Annotated in this window: 16 protein-coding genes and 1 pseudogene; 9 read left to right on the forward strand and 8 right to left on the reverse strand. The window is 72.1% G+C overall.

Annotated elements, in window-relative coordinates; translation table 11 throughout:
- The first annotated feature begins 578 nt into the window (after positions 1 to 578).
- Positions 579 to 1,052 (forward strand): carboxymuconolactone decarboxylase family protein, encoded by a 474-nt coding sequence (locus tag ACZ49B_RS30390; RefSeq protein WP_468311944.1) that lies wholly within the window; start codon positions 579 to 581, stop codon positions 1,050 to 1,052.
- 142 nt (positions 1,053 to 1,194) lie between these two features.
- Complete coding sequence (locus tag ACZ49B_RS30395) at positions 1,195 to 1,887, forward strand: LppU/SCO3897 family protein (protein ID WP_468311946.1); 693 nt, start codon at positions 1,195 to 1,197, stop codon at positions 1,885 to 1,887.
- A 37-nt stretch (positions 1,888 to 1,924) separates the two neighbouring features.
- On the opposite strand, the gene ACZ49B_RS30400 is transcribed toward ACZ49B_RS30395, so the two are convergent.
- The gene (locus ACZ49B_RS30400; RefSeq protein ID WP_468311948.1) at positions 1,925 to 3,691 is read right to left on the reverse strand and encodes an AMP-dependent synthetase/ligase; all 1,767 of its coding nucleotides are present in this window, start codon (positions 3,689 to 3,691) and stop codon (positions 1,925 to 1,927) included.
- A 133-nt stretch (positions 3,692 to 3,824) separates the two neighbouring features.
- On the opposite strand from ACZ49B_RS30400, the gene ACZ49B_RS30405 reads away from it, so the two are divergent.
- Positions 3,825 to 4,841: an AraC family transcriptional regulator gene (locus tag ACZ49B_RS30405; protein WP_468311950.1), complete on the forward strand. Its 1,017-nt coding sequence runs from the start codon at positions 3,825 to 3,827 to the stop codon at positions 4,839 to 4,841.
- Positions 4,842 to 4,856: 15 nt separating this feature from the next.
- Here ACZ49B_RS30405 and ACZ49B_RS30410 read toward each other — a convergent pair whose 3' ends face one another.
- Complete coding sequence (locus tag ACZ49B_RS30410; RefSeq protein ID WP_468311952.1) at positions 4,857 to 6,062, reverse strand: calcium-binding protein; 1,206 nt, start codon at positions 6,060 to 6,062, stop codon at positions 4,857 to 4,859.
- A 238-nt stretch (positions 6,063 to 6,300) separates the two neighbouring features.
- Between ACZ49B_RS30410 and ACZ49B_RS30415 the strand changes: the two genes are divergently transcribed.
- Positions 6,301 to 7,473 carry a lipase family protein gene (locus ACZ49B_RS30415; RefSeq protein ID WP_468311954.1) on the forward strand — a complete coding sequence of 391 codons (1,173 nt, stop codon included), beginning with the start codon at positions 6,301 to 6,303 and terminating at the stop codon, positions 7,471 to 7,473.
- 58 nt (positions 7,474 to 7,531) lie between these two features.
- On the opposite strand, the gene ACZ49B_RS30420 is transcribed toward ACZ49B_RS30415, so the two are convergent.
- Positions 7,532 to 7,963: a MarR family winged helix-turn-helix transcriptional regulator gene (locus ACZ49B_RS30420; protein ID WP_468311956.1), complete on the reverse strand. Its 432-nt coding sequence runs from the start codon at positions 7,961 to 7,963 to the stop codon at positions 7,532 to 7,534.
- A gap of 125 nt (positions 7,964 to 8,088) precedes the next feature.
- Here ACZ49B_RS30420 and ACZ49B_RS30425 point away from each other — a divergent pair, with 125 nt between their 5' ends.
- Positions 8,089 to 8,514 (forward strand): GlcG/HbpS family heme-binding protein, encoded by a 426-nt coding sequence (locus ACZ49B_RS30425; protein WP_468311958.1) that lies wholly within the window; start codon positions 8,089 to 8,091, stop codon positions 8,512 to 8,514.
- Positions 8,515 to 8,675: 161 nt separating this feature from the next.
- Here the strand turns inward: ACZ49B_RS30425 and ACZ49B_RS30430 are convergent, their stop codons facing one another.
- The gene (locus ACZ49B_RS30430) at positions 8,676 to 10,547 is read right to left on the reverse strand and encodes an AMP-dependent synthetase/ligase (protein ID WP_468311960.1); all 1,872 of its coding nucleotides are present in this window, start codon (positions 10,545 to 10,547) and stop codon (positions 8,676 to 8,678) included.
- Positions 10,548 to 10,824: 277 nt separating this feature from the next.
- On the opposite strand from ACZ49B_RS30430, the gene ACZ49B_RS30435 reads away from it, so the two are divergent.
- Positions 10,825 to 13,152 carry an Orn/Lys/Arg family decarboxylase gene (locus ACZ49B_RS30435; RefSeq protein ID WP_468311962.1) on the forward strand — a complete coding sequence of 776 codons (2,328 nt, stop codon included), beginning with the start codon at positions 10,825 to 10,827 and terminating at the stop codon, positions 13,150 to 13,152.
- Here ACZ49B_RS30435 and ACZ49B_RS30440 read toward each other — a convergent pair.
- Positions 13,130 to 13,470: pseudogene (locus ACZ49B_RS30440) on the reverse strand (GNAT family N-acetyltransferase); the annotation flags it as partial. The gene ACZ49B_RS30435 and the pseudogene ACZ49B_RS30440 overlap by 23 nt on opposite strands.
- A gap of 214 nt (positions 13,471 to 13,684) precedes the next feature.
- Between ACZ49B_RS30440 and ACZ49B_RS30445 the strand changes: the two are divergent.
- Positions 13,685 to 14,974, forward strand: a complete 1,290-nt coding sequence (locus tag ACZ49B_RS30445) for a DUF11 domain-containing protein (RefSeq protein ID WP_468311964.1) — start codon at positions 13,685 to 13,687, stop codon at positions 14,972 to 14,974.
- Positions 14,975 to 15,065: 91 nt separating this feature from the next.
- On the opposite strand, the gene ACZ49B_RS30450 is transcribed toward ACZ49B_RS30445, so the two are convergent.
- A complete protein-coding gene (locus tag ACZ49B_RS30450; RefSeq protein ID WP_468311966.1) occupies positions 15,066 to 15,818 on the reverse strand; it encodes a helix-turn-helix domain-containing protein in 753 nt (250 codons plus the stop codon).
- Positions 15,819 to 16,142: 324 nt separating this feature from the next.
- Positions 16,143 to 16,550, reverse strand: coding sequence for an ATP-binding protein (locus ACZ49B_RS30455; protein ID WP_468311968.1), 408 nt, complete (start codon positions 16,548 to 16,550; stop codon positions 16,143 to 16,145).
- 156 nt (positions 16,551 to 16,706) lie between these two features.
- On the opposite strand from ACZ49B_RS30455, the gene ACZ49B_RS30460 reads away from it, so the two are divergent.
- On the forward strand, positions 16,707 to 17,567 hold the full coding sequence (locus ACZ49B_RS30460) for a helix-turn-helix domain-containing protein (protein ID WP_468311970.1): 861 nt from the start codon (positions 16,707 to 16,709) through the stop codon (positions 17,565 to 17,567).
- On the forward strand, positions 17,564 to 17,809 hold the full coding sequence (locus ACZ49B_RS30465; protein WP_468311972.1) for a DUF397 domain-containing protein: 246 nt from the start codon (positions 17,564 to 17,566) through the stop codon (positions 17,807 to 17,809). Before ACZ49B_RS30460 ends, ACZ49B_RS30465 begins: the two co-directional genes overlap by 4 nt.
- An 8-nt stretch (positions 17,810 to 17,817) precedes the next feature.
- On the opposite strand, the gene ACZ49B_RS30470 is transcribed toward ACZ49B_RS30465, so the two are convergent.
- On the reverse strand, positions 17,818 to 18,504 hold the full coding sequence (locus tag ACZ49B_RS30470) for a hypothetical protein (RefSeq protein WP_468311974.1): 687 nt from the start codon (positions 18,502 to 18,504) through the stop codon (positions 17,818 to 17,820).
- Between the last annotated feature and the right edge of the window lie 29 nt (positions 18,505 to 18,533).

Below are 18,533 nucleotides of genomic sequence, written 5' to 3' on the forward strand. Positions count from 1 at the left end.
AAGCGACGCGACGAAGGAGCGCCCTTGACGGCCCGGACCGCACCGGAAGGACAGTGGACTGACGGGACGCCCCCGGACACACACCGACGCCGAGTACGCGGACCCCGCCGCCCGTACGTCCCGATCCAACCTCCCGACGCCGCTCACACAGACCCCGCCCCCTGGCTCCCCGCCCGACGCCTCCGACACAGAGCACCAAGACCCCCGCCCCCACATCCCGCCCGACGCGCCTCCGACGCCGCTCACACAGACCCCGCCCCCGACCCACCCTCCCGACGCCGAGTACGCGGACCCCGTCGTCCGCGCGTCCCGATCGGCTCTCACTGTGCCGAGTGCGAAGACCCCGCCCCGCGAGGGCCCGGCTGAACGCTGCGCCGCCGAGCGCGCGGACCGGCCCACTTGCGTCCCGATCGACTTTCCTGGTGCCGCGTGCGCAGACCCCGCCGCCCCCACCCCCACCCCCGCCCCAGCCGACGGGGTGAGACGCAGATCACACCCGGCCGTGTCGGCCGGCCGTCACATCCGCACGCGCTGTTCCGTCAGAGCTGCGTAACGGTCGATACGGCAAGGAGATCACGATGGACGCTCGGCTCAACTTCTTCGGCAACGCCGTCGCCGCCAAGTTCGCGCGGTACATCAACTCGGCGGGCAAGGTCATCTCGGACTCGACGCTGCCGGCCCCCACGCAGGAGCTGGTGAAGCTGCGGGCCAGCCAGATCAACGGCTGCGGCTTCTGCACCGACATGCACTTCAAGGACGCCGTACACGCCGGGGAGACCGCCGTGCGGCTCAACCTGGTCGCGGCCTGGCGTGAGGCGACGGTGTTCACCGACGCCGAGCGGGCGGCCCTGGAGCTGACGGAGCAGGGCACGCGCATCGCCGACGCCGCCGGCGGTGTCACGGACGAGGCCTGGGCGGAAGCCGCCAAGTACTACGACGAGGACCAGCTGGCCGCGCTGGTCTCCCTCATCGCCCTGATCAACACCTACAACCGGATGAACGTGATCGTCCAGCAGCCGGCGGGCGACTACCAGCCGGGCCAGTTCGGCTGATCACGGGCGAGTCCGCCCGGCCGCTGCCCCCACCACGGCGGCCGGGCCGTCACGGCGGAACGACTGCGTCCCAACACGCCGGTCCTGCACACTCGATGAGGACCCGTCAGGCAGTCGTCCCCCTCACCCCGTGGAGCAGCCGGTGGAGTCTCAGGAGATCCCGATCACCATCACCCCGCAGCAGGCCGCCCACGGTGTGATTCTGACCGTGACGCTGGCGACCGGCGTGGCCCGGCTACGGATTCCGCCCTCCCGGGACGGCGATCTCGTGCGGGCCCGGCTCGGCGAGGGCGAGGTGCTGCTGCGCATCCGGGTCTCCCCGGGCCCCGGACCGGCGCCGGCACCCGCGCCCGCGTCGAGCTCGCGCGGGTGCCTCGTCGCACTCGGAATCGTCGTCGCCATCGTCATCGGCGCGATCCTGCTGAACAGCGGGGACGACGACAAGGACGGCGCCGCCGCCCCGCGGCCCACGCCCTCGTACAGCTCCTGGTCTCCGGCCCCGGCGCCGCCCCCGGTGATCAGCTCGAGCGATCCGCTCGCCTCGCCCTCCGAGGAGCCGGCCCCCAGCCCGTTCGACCGGGGGACCTGCCTCAACGGGACCCTGCCGGACTCGACGACCCCGACGAAGGTCACCGGCGTGGAGGAGGTCTCCTGTTCGGCGTCCGACGCGCACTACAAGGTGATCGAGAGCATCCCGCTCACGTCGGAGCTGGACCGCTGCAACAGCAATCCGAAGACCCAGTACGCGTTCTCGTACCGTTACAGCCGCGGCGGGATCACCCTCAACGAGTACGTGTACTGCCTGGTCGGCCTCGGGTCGTACGCCCGCGACTGAGGCTTCGACCGCCCCCGCGGCCTCAGCCCCGGCGGCCTCAGTCCCGGCGGTCCGGCCCGTCCCCGTACAGCGCGTCGATCTCCGCCGCGTACCGCTCCGCCACCGCGGTCCGGCGGAGTTTCAGGGTCGGGGTCAAGGTGCCCGCCTCGATGGTGAGGTCCTCGGGCAGGACGTGGAAGGCGCGGATGCGGGCCGGGCGGGAGACCGTGGCGTTGGCCGCCGTCACCGCCTCCTCGACCAGGGCGCGCACCGCCGGGTGGGCGGCCGCCCCGGCCGGGTCGAGGTCGAGGCCCTGCCGCTTCGCCCACGCCGTGATCTCCTCCGCGTCCAGGGTGATCAGGGCGACCGGGTGGGGCCGGTGGTCGCCGATCAGGACGGCCCGCGACACGTAGCGGGAGCGCTGGACGGCGAACTCGACCTCCGTCGGGGTGATGTTCTTCCCCGACGAGGTGATGATCAGCTCCTTCTTGCGGCCCGTGATCGACAGGAAGCCGTCGGCGTCCAGCTCCCCCAGGTCCCCGGTGTGCAGCCAGCCCTGCGCGTCCAGCGCCTGCGCCGTCGCGGCCGGGTTCGCGTGGTAGCCCGGGAAGACCATCGGCCCCCGGGCCAGGACCTCGCCGTCCGCCGCGATGCAGACCTCGCAGCCCGCGATCGGCCGGCCCACCGTGCCGTGGCGGACGGCCGCCGGGTGGTTCAGGCTGATCACCCCGCCGGACTCGGTCATGCCGTAGCCCTCGTAGACCGCGATCCCACAGGCCCGCAGGAAGTCCAGGGTCGCCGGGGCGATCGGCGCTCCCCCGGTCAGCGCCCAGTTCAGCCGGCCCCCGAAGGCGCCCCTGACCAGGGAGTACAGGTTCTTCTCCGCCTCCTCGTACGCCGCCCGCGAGGACTCCGGCAGCCGACCCTCCGCCGCCAGCACCCCCAGCCGCACCGCCTCCCGGAAGCGCTCGGCGCCGCCCTCCCGGGACTCCGCCAGGGACAGCACCACCGAGTGGACCTTCTCGAACAGCCGAGGTACGGACGGGAGATGGGTGGGCCGCGCCTCGGCGAGCTCGGACAGCACGTCCTCGATCCGCCCGCCGAAGTAGCACAGCTCCCCGCCCTGCAGCAGCGTCGTGAACTGGATCAGCTGGGCCAGCAGGTGCGCCAGCGGCAGGTACAGGTACGTGGAGTCGCCCGGTCCGCCCCGGGTCAGCGGAAGCGTCGCGTCCTGGATGGCGCCCAGGTTCCCGTGCGTGAGGCGGCAGCCCTTCGGCAGGCCCGTCGTCCCCGAGGTGTAGACGATCGACGCGTCGGCGCCGGGGGCCACCCGCCGGGCCCGCTCCAGGAGTTCCGCCTCCGGGACGGGTTCCCTCCCCGGCAGCCCCGGCAGCTCCAACAGCGCGTCCATCCCTACGACCGCCCGCAGCGCCGGCAGCTTCGCCCGCAGCGCCTCCACCCGGGCCGCCTGCACCGTGTCGTCGCAGACCACGGCCACCGCCTCCGAGTCAGCCAGGACCCACGCCAGCTCCTCGTCCCCCGCCGTCGGGTACACGGGTACGAGGACGGCGCCCGCCGCCAGGATCCCGAAGTGGGTGTACGTCCACGCCGGCCGGGTCTCGGCCAGGACCGCCACCCGCTCGCCCGGCGCGACCCCCAGCCCGAGCAGCGCCCGCCCGGTCTGCCGTACGCGGGCGCGCAGTTCGGCGTACGTGACGGTGGTCCAGCCGCCGTCCTCTCTGAACCGCAGGGCGGTCTCTCCGCCGTACCGCTCCCCGGTCCACTCCGTGAACACCGCCAGCGTCTCCGGTCGCACAGCGTCCATCGCCTTCGCCTCCCTGGGGGTACGTCCGGGGCACGTACGTACCGATGACGCTAGGCAGGCCCGCCTGCCCTGCGACATGACCGGAAGCGTCACCCCCGCTGACCCCAGCGCTCAGGGGGGCTACCGTCGGACCATGGGGAGGCGGACGATCACCGTGCACCACGTGCGCGCCGTGCTCGCGGGGGCGGCGCGCAGCGGCATCGACACCGTGCCGCTGCTCCAGGAGGCGCAGATCCCGCCGCTGCTGCTCGGCGACGACCGGGCGCGGATCACGCCGGCGCAGTTCGCCCGGCTGTTCCGGGCGCTGTACCGGACCACGCAGGACGAGTTCCTGGGGCTGTCCGCGGTGCCGAGCCGCCCGGGCACGTTCGCGATGATGTGCTACGCCTCGCTGGGCTGCCGGGACCTCGGCGCGGCGGTGGAGCGCGCCGCGACGTTCTACGGCCTCTTCCCGGGCGGCCCGGAGCTGGCGCTCGAAGTGACGGGCACCGAGGCGCGGTTCACCGTGCACAACGATTTCGCGCGGGACGAGGAGCGTTTCCTGACCGAGTGCGTGCTCGCCATCTGGCACCGGCTGAGCAGCTGGCTGATCGGGCGGCGCATCCCGCTCGCGTACGCCGCGTTCGCGTACCCTCCGCCGCCGCACGAGGCCGAGTACGAGATCCTCTTCGACTGTCCGGTCCGCTTCGGGGCGGACCGTACGGGCGCCGCCTTCGACGCGCACTGGCTGGCCGCACCGCTCGTACGGGACGAGCCCGCACTGGACGCGATGCTGCGCCGGGCCCCCTTCGACCTGCTGTCGCGGCCGGAGTACGGGACGACGGTCGCGGAGCAGGTCCGCCGGGCCCTGGCACGGCAGTTGCGCAGCTCTCCGCGGCTGCCGGCGCTGGGGGAGGTGGCGGCGCGGCTGGCGGTGTCCCCGGCGACGCTGCGGCGCCGGCTCCGGCAGGAGGGGACCTCGTTCCAGCAGCTGAAGGACCACGTGCGGCGGGACGCGGCGATCGCGGGGCTGGCGGAGAGCGGGGAGCCGATCGCGGAACTGGCGGCCCGGCTGGGCTTCTCGGAGGACACCGCCTTCCACCGCGCGTTCCGCCGCTGGACGGGGACGACGCCGGGCGCGTACCGGATCGCATCCGGTGGTTGGCAGTGAACGGCCTGCAGCGGCCTACGGGATGTTGGCGGTCGTCTCGCAGTTGACGGCCACGTCTGCGGTACCTGCCTCCCCGTCGCAGAAGTCGGTGTTCGCTCCGCCGTCGAGGAAGTCGTCGGCGGGGCCGGCGAAGATCGAGTCGTCGCCGGCCTGGCCGCGCAGCTGGTCCCGGCCGCCCGCCGTGCCGGCGGTCGCGTCCCCGTCGAAGTTGGAGTTGTCGCCGAAGAGGAGGTCGTCGCCGCCCCCTCCGTCGATCTGGTCGTTTCCGGCCGAGGTGACGGAGTCGTCCCCGACGGAGCTGTCGCCGATGAGGATGTCGGCAGCGGAGCCGCCGGTGATCCGGTCGTTGCCCGCGCCGGTGGCCCGGCCACCCGCCGGGTCGTTGATGTTGTGGTCGCCCAGGGCGAAGACGCCGCCGTCGGCCCCCATGTCGATCACGTCGTTGCCGCCGCTGCCGACGGCTCCCGCGACGCCCTCGCTGTCACCGATGGCGGTGTCGCCGGTGCCCGGGCCGGCGCGCAGGATGTCGTTGCCCGCGCCGGTCGCCGTCCCCTGGAGGGGCGCGGCCGAGTCGCCGACCAGGCCGTCGTCGCCGTTGCCGCCGTCCAGGAGGTCGTTTCCTCCGCCCTCGGCGTCACCGCCGAGGGCGACGCTGTCGCCGTCGATGTGCTCGTCGTCGCCGTCCCCGCCGAACAGCCGGTCGTTGCCGCCGCCGCGCGCGGTCCCGGCGTCCAGGCTCCTGGAATCGCCGGTCATGAAGTCGACGCCGGGGCCGCCGTCCAGGAGGTCGTTGCCTCCCCCCAGGGCGTTCCCGCTCGCGGTGAACGAGTCGCCGACCATGTCGTCGTCGCCGTCGCCGCCGCGCAGTTCGTCGTTGCCGCCGCCGGTCGCGTTGCCGGTGTCGAGGGCGGTGTCGCCTCGCAGGACGTCGTTGCCGGCGGCGCCGTCGAGCCGGTCGCTGCCGAGGCCGCCGACCAGCTGGTCGTTGCCGCCGAGCCCGCAGATGAGGTCGTTGCCGCCGAGGCCGTCGATGGTGTCGGCCGCGGCAGATCCGACGATGACGTCGTTGCCGGGCGTGCCGGTGAGGGTGCCCGTGCCGGTGAGGGTGGCCGCGACGCCGAAGCAGGTCGGCGGGGCGGCGGCGCCTGCGGCGGGGAGTCCCAGGGTGAAGAGCGCGGCGGTCGTCGCGGAGACGACCCCGGCGGTGATGATGCGTGCCATGCGGGAGGCATGCCACGCGGCGGCCGGTCCGCAAGCGCAGGCTGCGCCGCCTGGCCCACCTTCTCCGTCGTACGAGTACCGGACGGGGGCCGGAAGGGGGCCGGACGGGGGCCGGACGGGCCTGTGCGATCCCGGGCCAGGAAAGGTGAGCTGCGCGGTCAACGACGTGCCTACCGGTCGGTCACTACGTTCTCCTCACCCACCCCCCGCACGAAACGTTCCGTTGGGAGAGCCGCCCATGCGTTTCCGAACCCCCACCCGCAGGACCGCGTTCGCCGTCGTGGCCGCACTGGCCGCCGTCTCGGCCGGGATCCCGTCGACGGCCACCGCATCCGCGTCCGGATCCGAAGCCGGCCGGCCCGGGGACATCGTCGATGTCGCCCCCTCGGCCTTCCACCCGCTGCCCGGCCAGCCGACCGGCACCAAGGCCTGGAAGATCCACTACCGCTCCACCACCGCCGACGGCGCCCCGAACACCGTCTCCGGCACCGTGATCGTCCCCCAGGACGGCCGGACCGGCCCGCGCCCGCTCGTCACCTACGCCGTCGGCACCGTCGGCATGGGCGACTCCTGCGCGCCGAGCAACAACCTCCCGTACGGCACCGCCATGGAGGCCAACCTGATCCAGCAGCTCACCCTGCGCGGCTGGGCCGTGGTCGTCACCGACTACGAGGGCCTCGGCACGCCGGGGGTCCACACCTACACGGTCGGTCCCTCGGCCGGCCGCGCCATGCTCGATGCCGCCCGCGCAGCCGAGCGACTGCCGGAGGCGGGCCTGGGGGCCGGCGCTCCGGTCGGCATCATGGGCTACTCCCAGGGCGGCCAGGCCAGCAGCTGGGCCGCCGAGCTGCAGGGTTCGTACGCCCCCGAGCTGAAGGTGAAGGGCACGGCGAGCGGCGGGGTCCCGGCCGACCTGATGAAGGTGGCGGACTTCAACAACGGCTCGTACGGCTCCGGCCTCATCTTCATGGCGGCGGCGGGCCAGGACGCGGCGTTCCCGGAGCTCCGCCTGGACTCGTACCTCAACCCCGCGGGCAAGGCGTTGGTGTCGGGGATGAAGGAGAACTGCGTGGCGATCGACGCGATCGCGGGCTCCTTCAAGCGGATCTCCGACCTGACGACCCGCAATCCCCTCGAACAGCCGGACTGGCAGGCCCGGTTGAACCAGAGCAGGCTCGGGCGGACGGCCCCGGCCGCGCCGGTGCACCAGTACCACGCGCTCGGCGACGAGCTCATCCCGTACGCCGTCGGGCGCCAGCTGCGCTCCGAGTGGTGCGCGAAGGGCGCGAACGTGGAGTGGGACACGATCTGGGTCGGCGAGCACGTGAGCGGCGTGATCACCCACTCCCTGGCGGCGGGCAACTGGCTGGCGGACCGCTTCGCGGACCGCCCGACGCACGCCAACTGCTGACCGGACGGGCACGCCCGACGCCCTCAGGCCCCAGGCCCCAGGCCCCAGGACCCAGGACTCAGAGGCCTGGGGCCTCGGCGTTCCGGATGATCCGGGTGAGCAGCTCCCGTACGGCGGCCGACTCGGTCTCGGAGAGGCCCTCGGCGAGCCGGGCGTCGAGCTTCGCCACCAGCGCGTCGGCCTGGGCGAACACCTCCGCGCCGCGCTCGGTCATCCGGATCTCGATCAGCGTGCCGTGGATCGGGTGCGGGGTACGGGCGACCAGGCCGCGCGCCTCCAGCCGGCCGAGCAGGCTGTTCATCGTCTGCGGAGTCACCGAGAGCTTGCGTGCGAGCTCGGCGGCGTTGATCCCGGGGTTGTCGCTGAGCACGGCGAGCGCGCCCTGCTGCGCGGCGGTGATCCCCGCCTCGCGCACGGCGGCCTCCTTCGCGGCCTGGGTCACGCGCTCGGCCTGCTTGATGAAGACCAACAGTCGCTCGGAGTAATGCATGCGCCGAGTGTAGGAGACGGCCGCCAGTTCCCGCCGAGACGGCAGGCAGCTTGCGTAGAGCTATTCGCATGCTGTTAGCTGCATGCATACGAACAACTGCCGCTCACCTCTGCAAGGAGCTCGACATGACTGCCGTCCGCATCCGCCCCGCCCTCAGCAACGACCTTGCGCGCGCCATCGTCGACGCCGCCCTCGCCGCGGCCCGGGAGACGGAGCTGCGGTTCGCCGTCGCGGTGGTCGACGAGTCCGGCCACCTCAGCGCGTTCGCCCGGATGGACGGGTCGGGCCTGATGACCATCCAGATCGCCCAGGACAAGGCCTACACCGCGGCCGCGTTCGGTCTGAGCACCACCGACTGGCACGAGTTCGTCGAGAACGACGCGCAGCTGTCGGTGGGCGCCCGGACCGGTATCGACCGCCTGGTCACCTTCGGCGGAGGCCTCCCGATCGTCGTGGACGGCCAGCTGGTCGGCGGCATCGGCGTCTCGGGCGGCCACTGGTCGGACGACGTGAAGATCGCCGAGGCGGGCCTGGCCGCGATCCCCGCGTAGCCCCCACCCCGTCCAGCCCCGCCGGCGTTTGAGGCGCGGGGGTCCGGGGGCGGAGCCCCCGGGAAACGGCGAAAGGGCGGGGCGGGGAGAAGCTCCGCGCAGCGGCACCCCGCACCCGCCCCCCCGGCACGGGACGGGCAGGGTCAAGTCACCCAGTCAAGTCACCCCCTGCGGTACAGATCCTCGATCTCCCGCCCGTAATCCCTGGCGATAGCCCCCCGCTTCAGCTTCAGCGACGGCGTCAACTGCCCCCGCGCCTCCGTGAACTCCCCCACCAGCACCGCGAACCGCCGGATCGACTCCGCCCGCGACACCAGCCGGTTCGCCTCGTCCACCGCCCGCTGGAGATCCGCCCGCAGTTCCTCGTCCCGGACCAGCTCCCTGGTCGGCACGCCCGTCTTCTTCCGCATCTGCCGCCAGTGCGCCAGCCCCTCCGGCTCCAAGGTGATCAGCGCCACCACGTACGGCCGGTTGTCGCCGACCACCATGCACTGGCCGACCAGCGGGTGGGCCCGGAGCCAGTCCTCGAGCGGGGCCGGGGCCACGTTCTTGCCGCCGGACGTGATGATCAGGTCCTTCTTCCGCCCGGTGATCGTCAGGTACCCCTCCCCGTCCAGCTCCCCGATGTCCCCGGTGGCGAGCCAGCCCCCAGCCCCCACACCCCCGTGGGCGGCGGTGTTCCAGTACCCCGCGAACACGTGCCGGCCCCGCAGCAGCACCTCCCCGTCGTCCGCGATCCGCACCGCCGTGCCCGGCAGCGGCCACCCCACCGTCCCGAGCCTCGGCTTCAGCGGCGGCGTCACCGTGCTGGCCCCGGTCGTCTCCGTGAGCCCGTACCCCTCGAAGACGTCGATCCCGGCTCCCGTGTAGAACGCCGCGAGCCGCCGCCCGAGCGGCGAGCCCCCGCTCAGGATGTACCGCACGCGCCCGCCCAGCGCCGCCCGGATCCGCCGGTAGACGAGCGGGTCGTACAGCGCCCGCGCCGCCCGCAGGCTCACCCCCGGGGTCCGGCCCTCGACGATCTCCCCGTACCGCTGCGCGATCCGCGCCGCCCGGTCGAACGACGAGGCCCGGCCCATCCTTTCGGCGGTGGCCCGCGCGGTGTTGTAGACCTTCTCCAGTACGTACGGGATGGCCAGCAGGAACGTCGGCTGGAAGCCGGCGAGATCGGCGAGCAGGTCCTCGGTCTGGATGCTCGGCGCATGGCCGAGCTTCACGCGCGCCCGCAGGCACCCCACGGCCACCATCCGCCCGAACACGTGCGACAGCGGCAGGAAGAGCAGCGTGGAGGCCGCGTCCTGGCTGACGGACTTGAAGACGGGATGCAGCAGCTCGACCGCGTTGTCGCACTCGGCGAAGAAGTTGGCGTGCGTGATCACGCAGCCCTTGGGCTGTCCGGTCGTGCCGGACGTGTAGATGAGGGTGGCCACGGAGTCCGGCGTACGGACGGACCGGCGCGCGTGCACCACCGCGTCGGGCAGGTCCTCGCCGGCCTTGACCAGCCGCGCCAACGCCCCGGTGTCGAACTCCCACAGGTGCGCCAGCCAGGGCAGGTGCGCCCGCTCGGCGCTGATGATGCGCGCCTGCGCGGTGTCCTCGACGGCGCAGGCCACGGCGCCGGAGTCCTGGATGATCCAGCGGGCCTGGAGCGCGGAGGAGGTCGGGTAGATCGGTACGGTGACCAGCCCGGCGGCCCATCCGGCGAAGTCCAGCAGGGTCCACTCGTAGGTGGTCCGGGCCATGATCGCGAGCCGGTCGCCCTCGCGCAGCCCCTCGGCGATCAGGCCCTTGGCGACGGCCATCACCTCGGCCGCGAACTCGGCGGCGGTGACGTCCCGCCAGCTCCCGTCCTGCTCCTTGCGGGCGAGCACGACCTCGCCGGGGGCCTCGCGGGCGTTCTGGAACGGGATGTCCCCGAGCGACCCGCTCCCCGGCACCCCGGCCAGCGCGGGCACCGCCACCTCCCGCACCACCCCGTCGACGACGGTCAACACGGGCGGTACCAGCTTGGGTTCGGCTCCCACGGCTTCCACGGCGCCCTCCTCGGCTCGACTCGGGAGTTACCGCCGGTAATCTATGCACGCCCACCCCGGCTGACCAGCCCTCCCGCCACCCCGACCCGAACCCACCCGACACCTCCACACCACCCGCACCACCGGCCTCAGCCGGCCGCCTCGTGCGAGTGAAGCGCACGCCGAAGATCCGCAAGCGTCCGCACACCGCCGAAAGACTGTGCCGCAGGCCGACGCCACGTCGGCGCAGCCGGGCAGAGCGGCACAGCGGCACAGCGGCACGACAGAGGCGGATGCGATGGCGAACGGTACGGTCCTGCTGGCCCTGCGGGAGAACCCTCTGGGCGGCGGCGCGAGTTCTGAGCAACTGCGCCGTATCGGCAAGGAGATGGAGAACAAGGGGCTGGATCCGCGGTGGGCCGCCGGCGCCAGGGACGCACGGGCCACCCTGCACACGGAGCCGGGGCTCGCGGCGGCCGTCGTCGCCTGGGACCTTCCGGGCGGCAAGGGCGCCGCCGAAGAGGGCGGTGGCGCCGAGGTCCTGCGGCACATCGCGCGCCGCTTCAAGGACCTGCCCGTCTTCCTCCTCATGGCCGACGAGTCCGACCAGGACCTCGAACACCTGCCCCTGTGGGTCTCCGAGGCGGTCGTCGGCTACATCTGGCCCTTGGAGGACACCCCCGCCTTCATCGCCGGCCGCGTCGTCACCGCCGCCCGCGCGTACCACAAGGACGTCCTGCCGCCCTTCTTCAAAGCGCTGCGCCGCTTCGACGACGCCCACGAGTACTCCTGGCACACCCCCGCGCACGCGGGCGGCGTCGCGTTCCTCAAGTCCCCCGCCGGACGGGCCTTCTTCGAGTACTACGGCGAGCGCCTCTTCCGCAGCGACCTGTCGATCTCGGTCGGCGAGCTGGGATCGCTCTTCGAGCACAGCGGGCCGATCGGCGAGGCGGAGCGCAACGCCGCCCGCGTCTTCGGCGCCGACCGTACGTACTTCGTCCTGCACGGCGACTCCACCGCCGACCGCATGGTCGGCCACTACAGCGTCACCTCCGACGAGATCGCGCTGGTGGACCGCAACTGCCACAAGTCCGTGCTGCACGGCCTGGTGATCTCCGGTGCCCGACCCGTCTACCTCGTGCCCACGCGCAACGGCTACGGCCTGGCCGGCCCGCTGCCCCCGGCCGAGACCGATGCGGCGGCGGTCGCCGCCCGGATCGCGGCCAACCCGCTGACCGCCGGCGCGGTGTCGCCCGAGGCCCAGTACGCCGTCCTCACCAACTCCACGTACGACGGCCTGTGCTACGACACCGTCGCGGCGGCCCGGGCCTTCGCCCCCAGCACCCCGCGCCTGCACTTCGACGAGGCCTGGTTCGCCTACGCCCGCTTCCACCCCCTGTACGCGGGGCGCTACGGAATGGCCGTCGGCCCCGACACCTTCGAGGGGCCCGAGCGGCCCACCGTCTTCTCCACGCAGTCCACCCACAAACTGCTGGCCGCGCTCTCGCAGTGCGCGATGGTCCACGTCAAGTCGGCGCCCCGCGCCCCCGTCGAACACGAGCGGTTCAACGAGGCGTTCATGATGCACGGCACCACCTCGGCGCTCTATCCCGCGATCGCCTCCCTGGACGTGGCCACCGCCATGATGGACGGCGCGCAGGGCCAGTGGCTGATCGACGAGGCGATCACCGAGGCGATCCGCTTCCGGCAGGCCGTCGTCCGTACCGGCCGCCGCATCGCCGCCGCGGGCGACCGGCCCGGCTGGTTCTTCGGCGTCTGGCAGCCCGACACCGTCACCGACCCGGCCACCGGCGAGCGCATCCCGTTCGCCGACGCCCCGCCCACGCTGCTGAGCCGCGAGCCCGGCTGCTGGCACCTCGAGCCCAGCGCCGACTGGCACGGGTTCACGGGCCTCGGCGAGGGCTACTGCCTGCTGGACCCGGTCAAGGTGACCCTGACCTGCCCCGGTGTGACGGCCACCGGCGAGACCTCGTCGTGGGGCATCCCGGCGCGGATCCTCACCGCCTACCTGGCGAACCGCGGCATCGTCGTGGAGAAGACCGACAGCTACAGCACGCTCGTCCTCTTCTCCATGGGCATCACCAAGGGCAAGTGGGGCACCCTGATGGACGCCCTCATGGACTTCAAGGCCCTGTACGACACGGACGCGCCGCTCGAGCGGGTCCTGCCCGGTCTGGTCGAGCAGTTCCCGCGCCGGTACGCCGGCACCACCCTGGGCCGGCTGTGCCGGGAGATGCACGGGCACCTCACCCGCGCCGATCTGATCACCGCGCTCGACACGGCCTTCCAGCAGCTCCCGGAGCCCGTCGCGCCGCCCCGGCACTGCTACCAGCAGCTGATCCGGGGCGGTACGGAACGCCTGCGGCTGGCCGATGCGGCCGGCCGGGTGGCGGCCGCGATGGTCACGGTCACCCCGCCCGGCATTCCCGTGCTGATGCCCGGGGAGTCCGTCGGCGCCCCCGACGGCCCGCTGCTGCGCTACCTCAGCGCGCTGGAAGCCTTCGACCGGGCCTTCCCCGGCTTCCACAGCGAGGCCCACGGCGTCACGATCGACCCGGAGAACGGCGACTACCGCATCGAATGCGTGCGCCAACCGGAAGCCTGACGCACCGGGCCGGCGACCAGACCGGCAGGTCGTCGACGTGCGGGCTCTTGCGGTTGCGCGCGAAGGAGGTGTCCGCGCGCGGCGCCACGGCGGCCCTGCCGACCGGCTCGTCACCGTCGTACGCGATCACCCCGGGAGGCGGATCCGCACGGCACAGCTCGGCCGCGTACGCACGCGGGCCTCCCCGCGCAGCTCGTTGTCGAGCTTGGACGGGATCCGATGACTCAGACACCAGCAGACGTCGGCCCCCGCCGACTTCGGCCCGCGCAGGGTCCGGACGTCCCCGCACACCCCGGCCGGGCGCACCTCGATGGCCATGCCCCCACACTCGCACGTCGCGATGCACGCGGCACCCGCCTCCGCCGCTGATCTTCCTGGTGCATTGGAGCGAACTCCGTTCCCGAAGCCCGAGCCGTGACGGCCTGCCCGACGCCCCCTGTGCTGACCTGTGTCTCGTCGTCACTACCGCCACAGAGCCAGGGGGCTGCTTCGTGCGGCCTCGTCTGCCCTCAGCAGCGAAAGGTGCATGTTCGTGAGTCGTGGAACAAGTGGACCGAACACCCGAAAGCGGCGGCTGCGCGCGCTGACCGCGCTCGGCGCGATGGGCATCGTCGCCGGTCTCGCCTCCGGCACGGTGGCGTCACCGGCCGGCGCCGTCCCGGCCCCCGCGGTGGCCGCCGCGCAGCGGCAGCACGAGGGGGATCCCGTCGAGTGCGACGGGAAGGTCTACGCCTCCTTCGGTGACCCGGACCAGCTGTACACCGCCGACAGGGGTCCGGGAACGGTCCGGTTCACGCCGCTGGGCGCCCCGACGCCATTCCTCTACAACGCCATCGGAGTGAACCCGCACGACCGCTTCCTCTACGGGGTCACGTTCGGCACCACGACCAACAACCTGGTCCGCTTCGACCGCAACGGTGACTTCACCGACCTCGGTGCCATCGACGGTCTGCCGCCCGCCCTCTACATCTCCGGAACGTTCGACGACGACGGCAACTACTACGTCCTGGCCGACAACACGGGCGAGATCTACCGGATCGACGTCACCAGCCGCTCGGTGTCGGGGGTCATCAACGTCCCCGAGCTGGCCGACCCGACACTCGACGTCTTCGACATCGCGTTCCGCGACGGATTCCTGTGGGGCTCGACGGACGCGGGCGCCATCACGCGGGTCGACATCGCCAACGAGAGCGTGGACTTCTTCCCGGGTGTGCTCCCGGGTGGCGAGGACTTCGGCGGCGTCTTCACGTACGGCAACGGCGACCTCGGCTTCTTCCGCAACTCGGGTCAGCTCATCCGCGTCCGCGTGAAGAACGCGGCCGGCTCCAACCCCAGGTTCACCGTGCTGTCGACGCAGACCACGACCCCGGCGACGAACCTCGACGCCACTTCGTGCTTCCTCGACTCGTCGGCGGACCTGTCGGTGCGCAAGCACAGCCCCAAGAGCGTCACGGCGGGCAACAAGGTCAGCTACCGCATCACCGTGAGGAACGAAAAGGGCGACTCCTCCGGCTGGTCGCTCACCGACGACATCCCGGCGAAGATCCTTTCGCCCACCACGTCGACGGAGGGCTGCGAGATCACCGACGGCCTCCTCTCCTGCACGGGTGGTCCCCTCCCGGAGGGCGACCACGTGGAGATCAAGGTGACCGGCACCGCGGCGAACGTCTCGAAGCCCACCACCGTGAAGAACACCGCCACGGTGTACGGCGACGATGCCGACCCGCGCAAGGACAACAACAAGGACACCACGTCCACCAAGATCAAGCCCGAGGACGACAACGACAAGGCGGACGGGAAGAAGCAGGCGCCGCACGCGTAGTCGGCGACAAGAGACGGAGCCCGGCCGTGCAGGAAGGCCGGGCTCCGCCTTCATGCCTCAGCTCGGGTGGCTCCGGGCTCCTGCGCTCCCGTCAGGCCGCCTCGCGCGCCTCGGGTGGCGGGCAGTCGCGGCAGCGGCCGCCCGGGTGCGGGGCGCGGAAGGCGCGGTCGCAGCCGTCGCAGGTCTGGAACGGGTCCGGCCGTCTGACCGGCCTCGCCGCCGGGGCCGCCGGCAGGCGCGGCGGGAGCAGCGCCTCGAGCCGGTACGCGAGTACGGACGCGGGGCTGCGCATCGGCTCGGGGAGGTTCCCGGTCAGGGTCAGCCCGATGGCCTCGGGGTCCGCCCCGCGCTCCAGCCAGACCGAGACCTTCGGCGCGAGCCGCTGTACGTCGCGCTCGGCCAGCAGGAGGCGTGGGTCGTAGCGCCGCAACCCGGCGAGGAGGTCCGCCGCCCCCGGGTGCAGCTCCTCCGCCGGAGGCGGGGGCGGGGGCGCAGGCTCCGGTTCGGGCTCCGGGGTTTCCTCCGGCTCCGGCTCCGGCTCCGGCTCCGGTACGGGCTCGCGGTCCGGCGGCGGAGGCCCTTCCGACGGGGCCCCCGGCTTGTTGTACGAGTACGTACGGGTCACCACGCGCCCGGTGTCCAGCCGCTCGCGCCGCCGTTCCAGGTAGCCGAACCGCTCCAACTCCCGCAGGGCCGCGCTGATGCGGATCTCGCCCTCCGGGAACCGTTCGGTGAGCGCCCTGATGCCCACCGGGGCCCCGTCGGGCAGCGACTGGATGTACGCCGCGACCCCGATCGCCGTCGCCGACAGCTCGCGGTGCTGGAGGAGGTGGTTGCCGACCACGGTGTAGTGACTCGCATGCCACGTGTTGACGTGGATGACACCGGATCGGGGGGTCCCGGCAAGAACTCGGGACGAGGCGCGCGAGGGCGCGCTAGGGTGCTCAAGAGCCATGGGGAAGGTTGAGTCTTCCTGCTTGGTCAGGCCCTCGACCGGGATTGCAGTCCCGCCGGGGGCCGTCTCATGTCTGCGGTTGTCGGGGCGAGCATATGCCCGCCAACCACCCCGAAATCCAGCCCAGTTGGCACAGTTCACCCGACCGAGCGACGGGGCCGGTGGGGTGGGGTTGGTGGGTTCTTTCCCCCGGTTCTTTAGGTCTTTATGCGTCTAAGCCCGCCGGATCGCGGCAGCCCGCGACACGGCTTCGAGCGAGACCTCCGCCCACACCACCTTGCACGGAACCGGCCCCTCCCGTACGCCCCAACGGTCCGCGAGCGCTTCGACGAGTACGAGCCCGCGCCCCGCGTCGTGGATCTGCGGGATCCGGTCGCCCCGGGTGTCCGCCACCTCGATGAGCAGCGTGCGGGGAGTGACGGTGAGGGCGAGCCGGAAGTCCCGCCCGGGCACGCGGCCGTGGGTGATGGCGTTGGCGGAGAGCTCCGCGATGATCTGCCCCGGCACCTCCAAGGGCAGCCCCCAGGCCCGGAGTTGTTCGATGGCGAGCACGCGCCCGAGTCGAGCCCCGCGCGGGGTCGCGGACAGCTGGACGTGAAAGTCGACGAGTTGAGGAATCACGTCACTCAGCGTGGCCGCTCGTGCGTACCGTGGGAACCAACACCGCCCGTACGTCCCGCGTTTGTCCGGTGCTTGTCCAGTGCTGTCGCGGCTGTCCGGACCGACCTCACGGGTACGGGGCGCTGAGGACATCGGCTCGTCGGAAGTGGGCGCGCAATGAGTGTGGACAACAATGACGGTACGGAAGAACCCGGCTGGGACGTAGACCCGGAGGACGAACAAGGCGTGGCGGTGCTCGCCGCGCTGGGCCGCCAGCTCAAAGCCTGGCGAGAGTCGGCCGGAATGCGGGCGGCCGACTTCGGGGCGGCCATCCAGTACGGGGAAGATCAGGTACGCAAGGTCGAGGCGGGCAAACGCATCCCCCGCCCCGAGTACCTGGACAGGGCCGACAAGGTACTGAATGCAGGCGGCAAGATCTCCGCCATGAAGGTCGACCTGGAACAGGTCCGCTACCCAAAGAAGATCCGCGCCCTGGCGAAGATGGAGGGGAAGGCAGTCGAAGTCGCCGCCTACGGCAGCCACAACCTTCATGGGTTGTTGCAGACGGAAGAGTACGCAGCGGCATTGTTCAGGATGCGGCGGCCCGCGTACTCGCAGGACGAGTTGGACCGGAACCTGGCTGGTCGGATGGCTCGGCAGTCGATCTTCGGGCGCACCCCCGCCCCGGCGCTCAACTTCGTCCAAGAGCAGGTCACTCTCACCCGCCCCATCGGAGGCACAATGGTGCTGCGCCGACAGCTCGAACACCTCTTGGAGGTCATCCAGTTGCCGAACGTAGAGTTCCAGGTGATGCCAACCGACTGCGAGGAACACGCAGGCATGGGCGGCCGGATCCAGGTGTTGAAGTTCGCCGACGGCTCAGCGGTCGGACGATCGGACGGGGCGTTCTACGGACGGACGGTCTCCGACCCGAAGGAGATCCGGATCCTTGAGCTGCGCTATGGCATCATCCGAGCTCAGGCGCTCACGCCCCGAGAGTCGAGGGCCTTCATCGAGGAACTGCTGGGAGAAACATGATCCACCACCCCGAGTTGGACTGGTTCAAGAGCAGCCACAGCAGCAGCGACGGTAACGACTGCGTCGAGGTCGCCTGGTTCAAGAGCAGCTACAGCGACAGCAGCGAGGGTGACGACTGCGTCGAGGTGGCCAACACCCCCCGCGCCGTCCTGGTCCGGGACTCCAAGGACATCCAGCGTGACCACCTGGCCTTCGGGCCGCACGCGTGGGCCGGGTTCGTGGCCCACGCGTCCGGCATCTGACGACGACCCTAGGCGCGGGTGCAGACGTGCACCGACTCGCTGTGCCCGCTCTCGCTGTGGACGATCCGCAGCACGTTGTTCTTGTACGTCACCTTCAGCACCTGGCCGTCGCTCGTGTCCCCGTGGCCCGGGGGCTGCCAGGGGAAGGTGAGCGAGACGTCGTCCCCGACCTCGTTCGGAACGGTGAGTGCCTGGCCACCGGTCAGCCGGCTCACGCCCTTGGGGGCCTCGTACACGTCGAGGACCAGGTGGCCGCCACGGTGCAGCCAGCCTCCGTGCCAGGTGACGGGCTCGGGGCCGCCGGTCCAGGTGATGGTCCAGCCGGAGTTCCCGCCGCCGTCCGCGTTCACGGTGCCGGTCCCCTTCACGGTCTCGCCGTTCGGCGTGGTCGACTCGATGTGCCAGTCGCCCTTGATGAAGGCGTCGAAGGCCCGGGTCACCACGCTGGAGGCGGTCGGCGCCGGGGCGGACGGGGAGGGGGCGGCCCCGCCACTCGCAGCCGCCGAGGCCGAGGCCGAGGCCCGCGCCGAGGACGATGCGGCCGCGCCCCCGGAGGCCGGGGCCGCGGCCGGGGTCTTGTCCTTGCCGCCGCACGCCGCGACCAGCGAGGCGCCGACCCCGATCGCCAGGTAGCGCAGTGCGTTGCGCCGTCCGATCATCTGCGCCGCCGCGCGTATCTCTCGTACCGTCACCATGCCCCCGTACAGAGTCAGTTGATCAACAG

This window comes from Streptomyces sp. NPDC031132 (genome assembly GCF_055570595.1).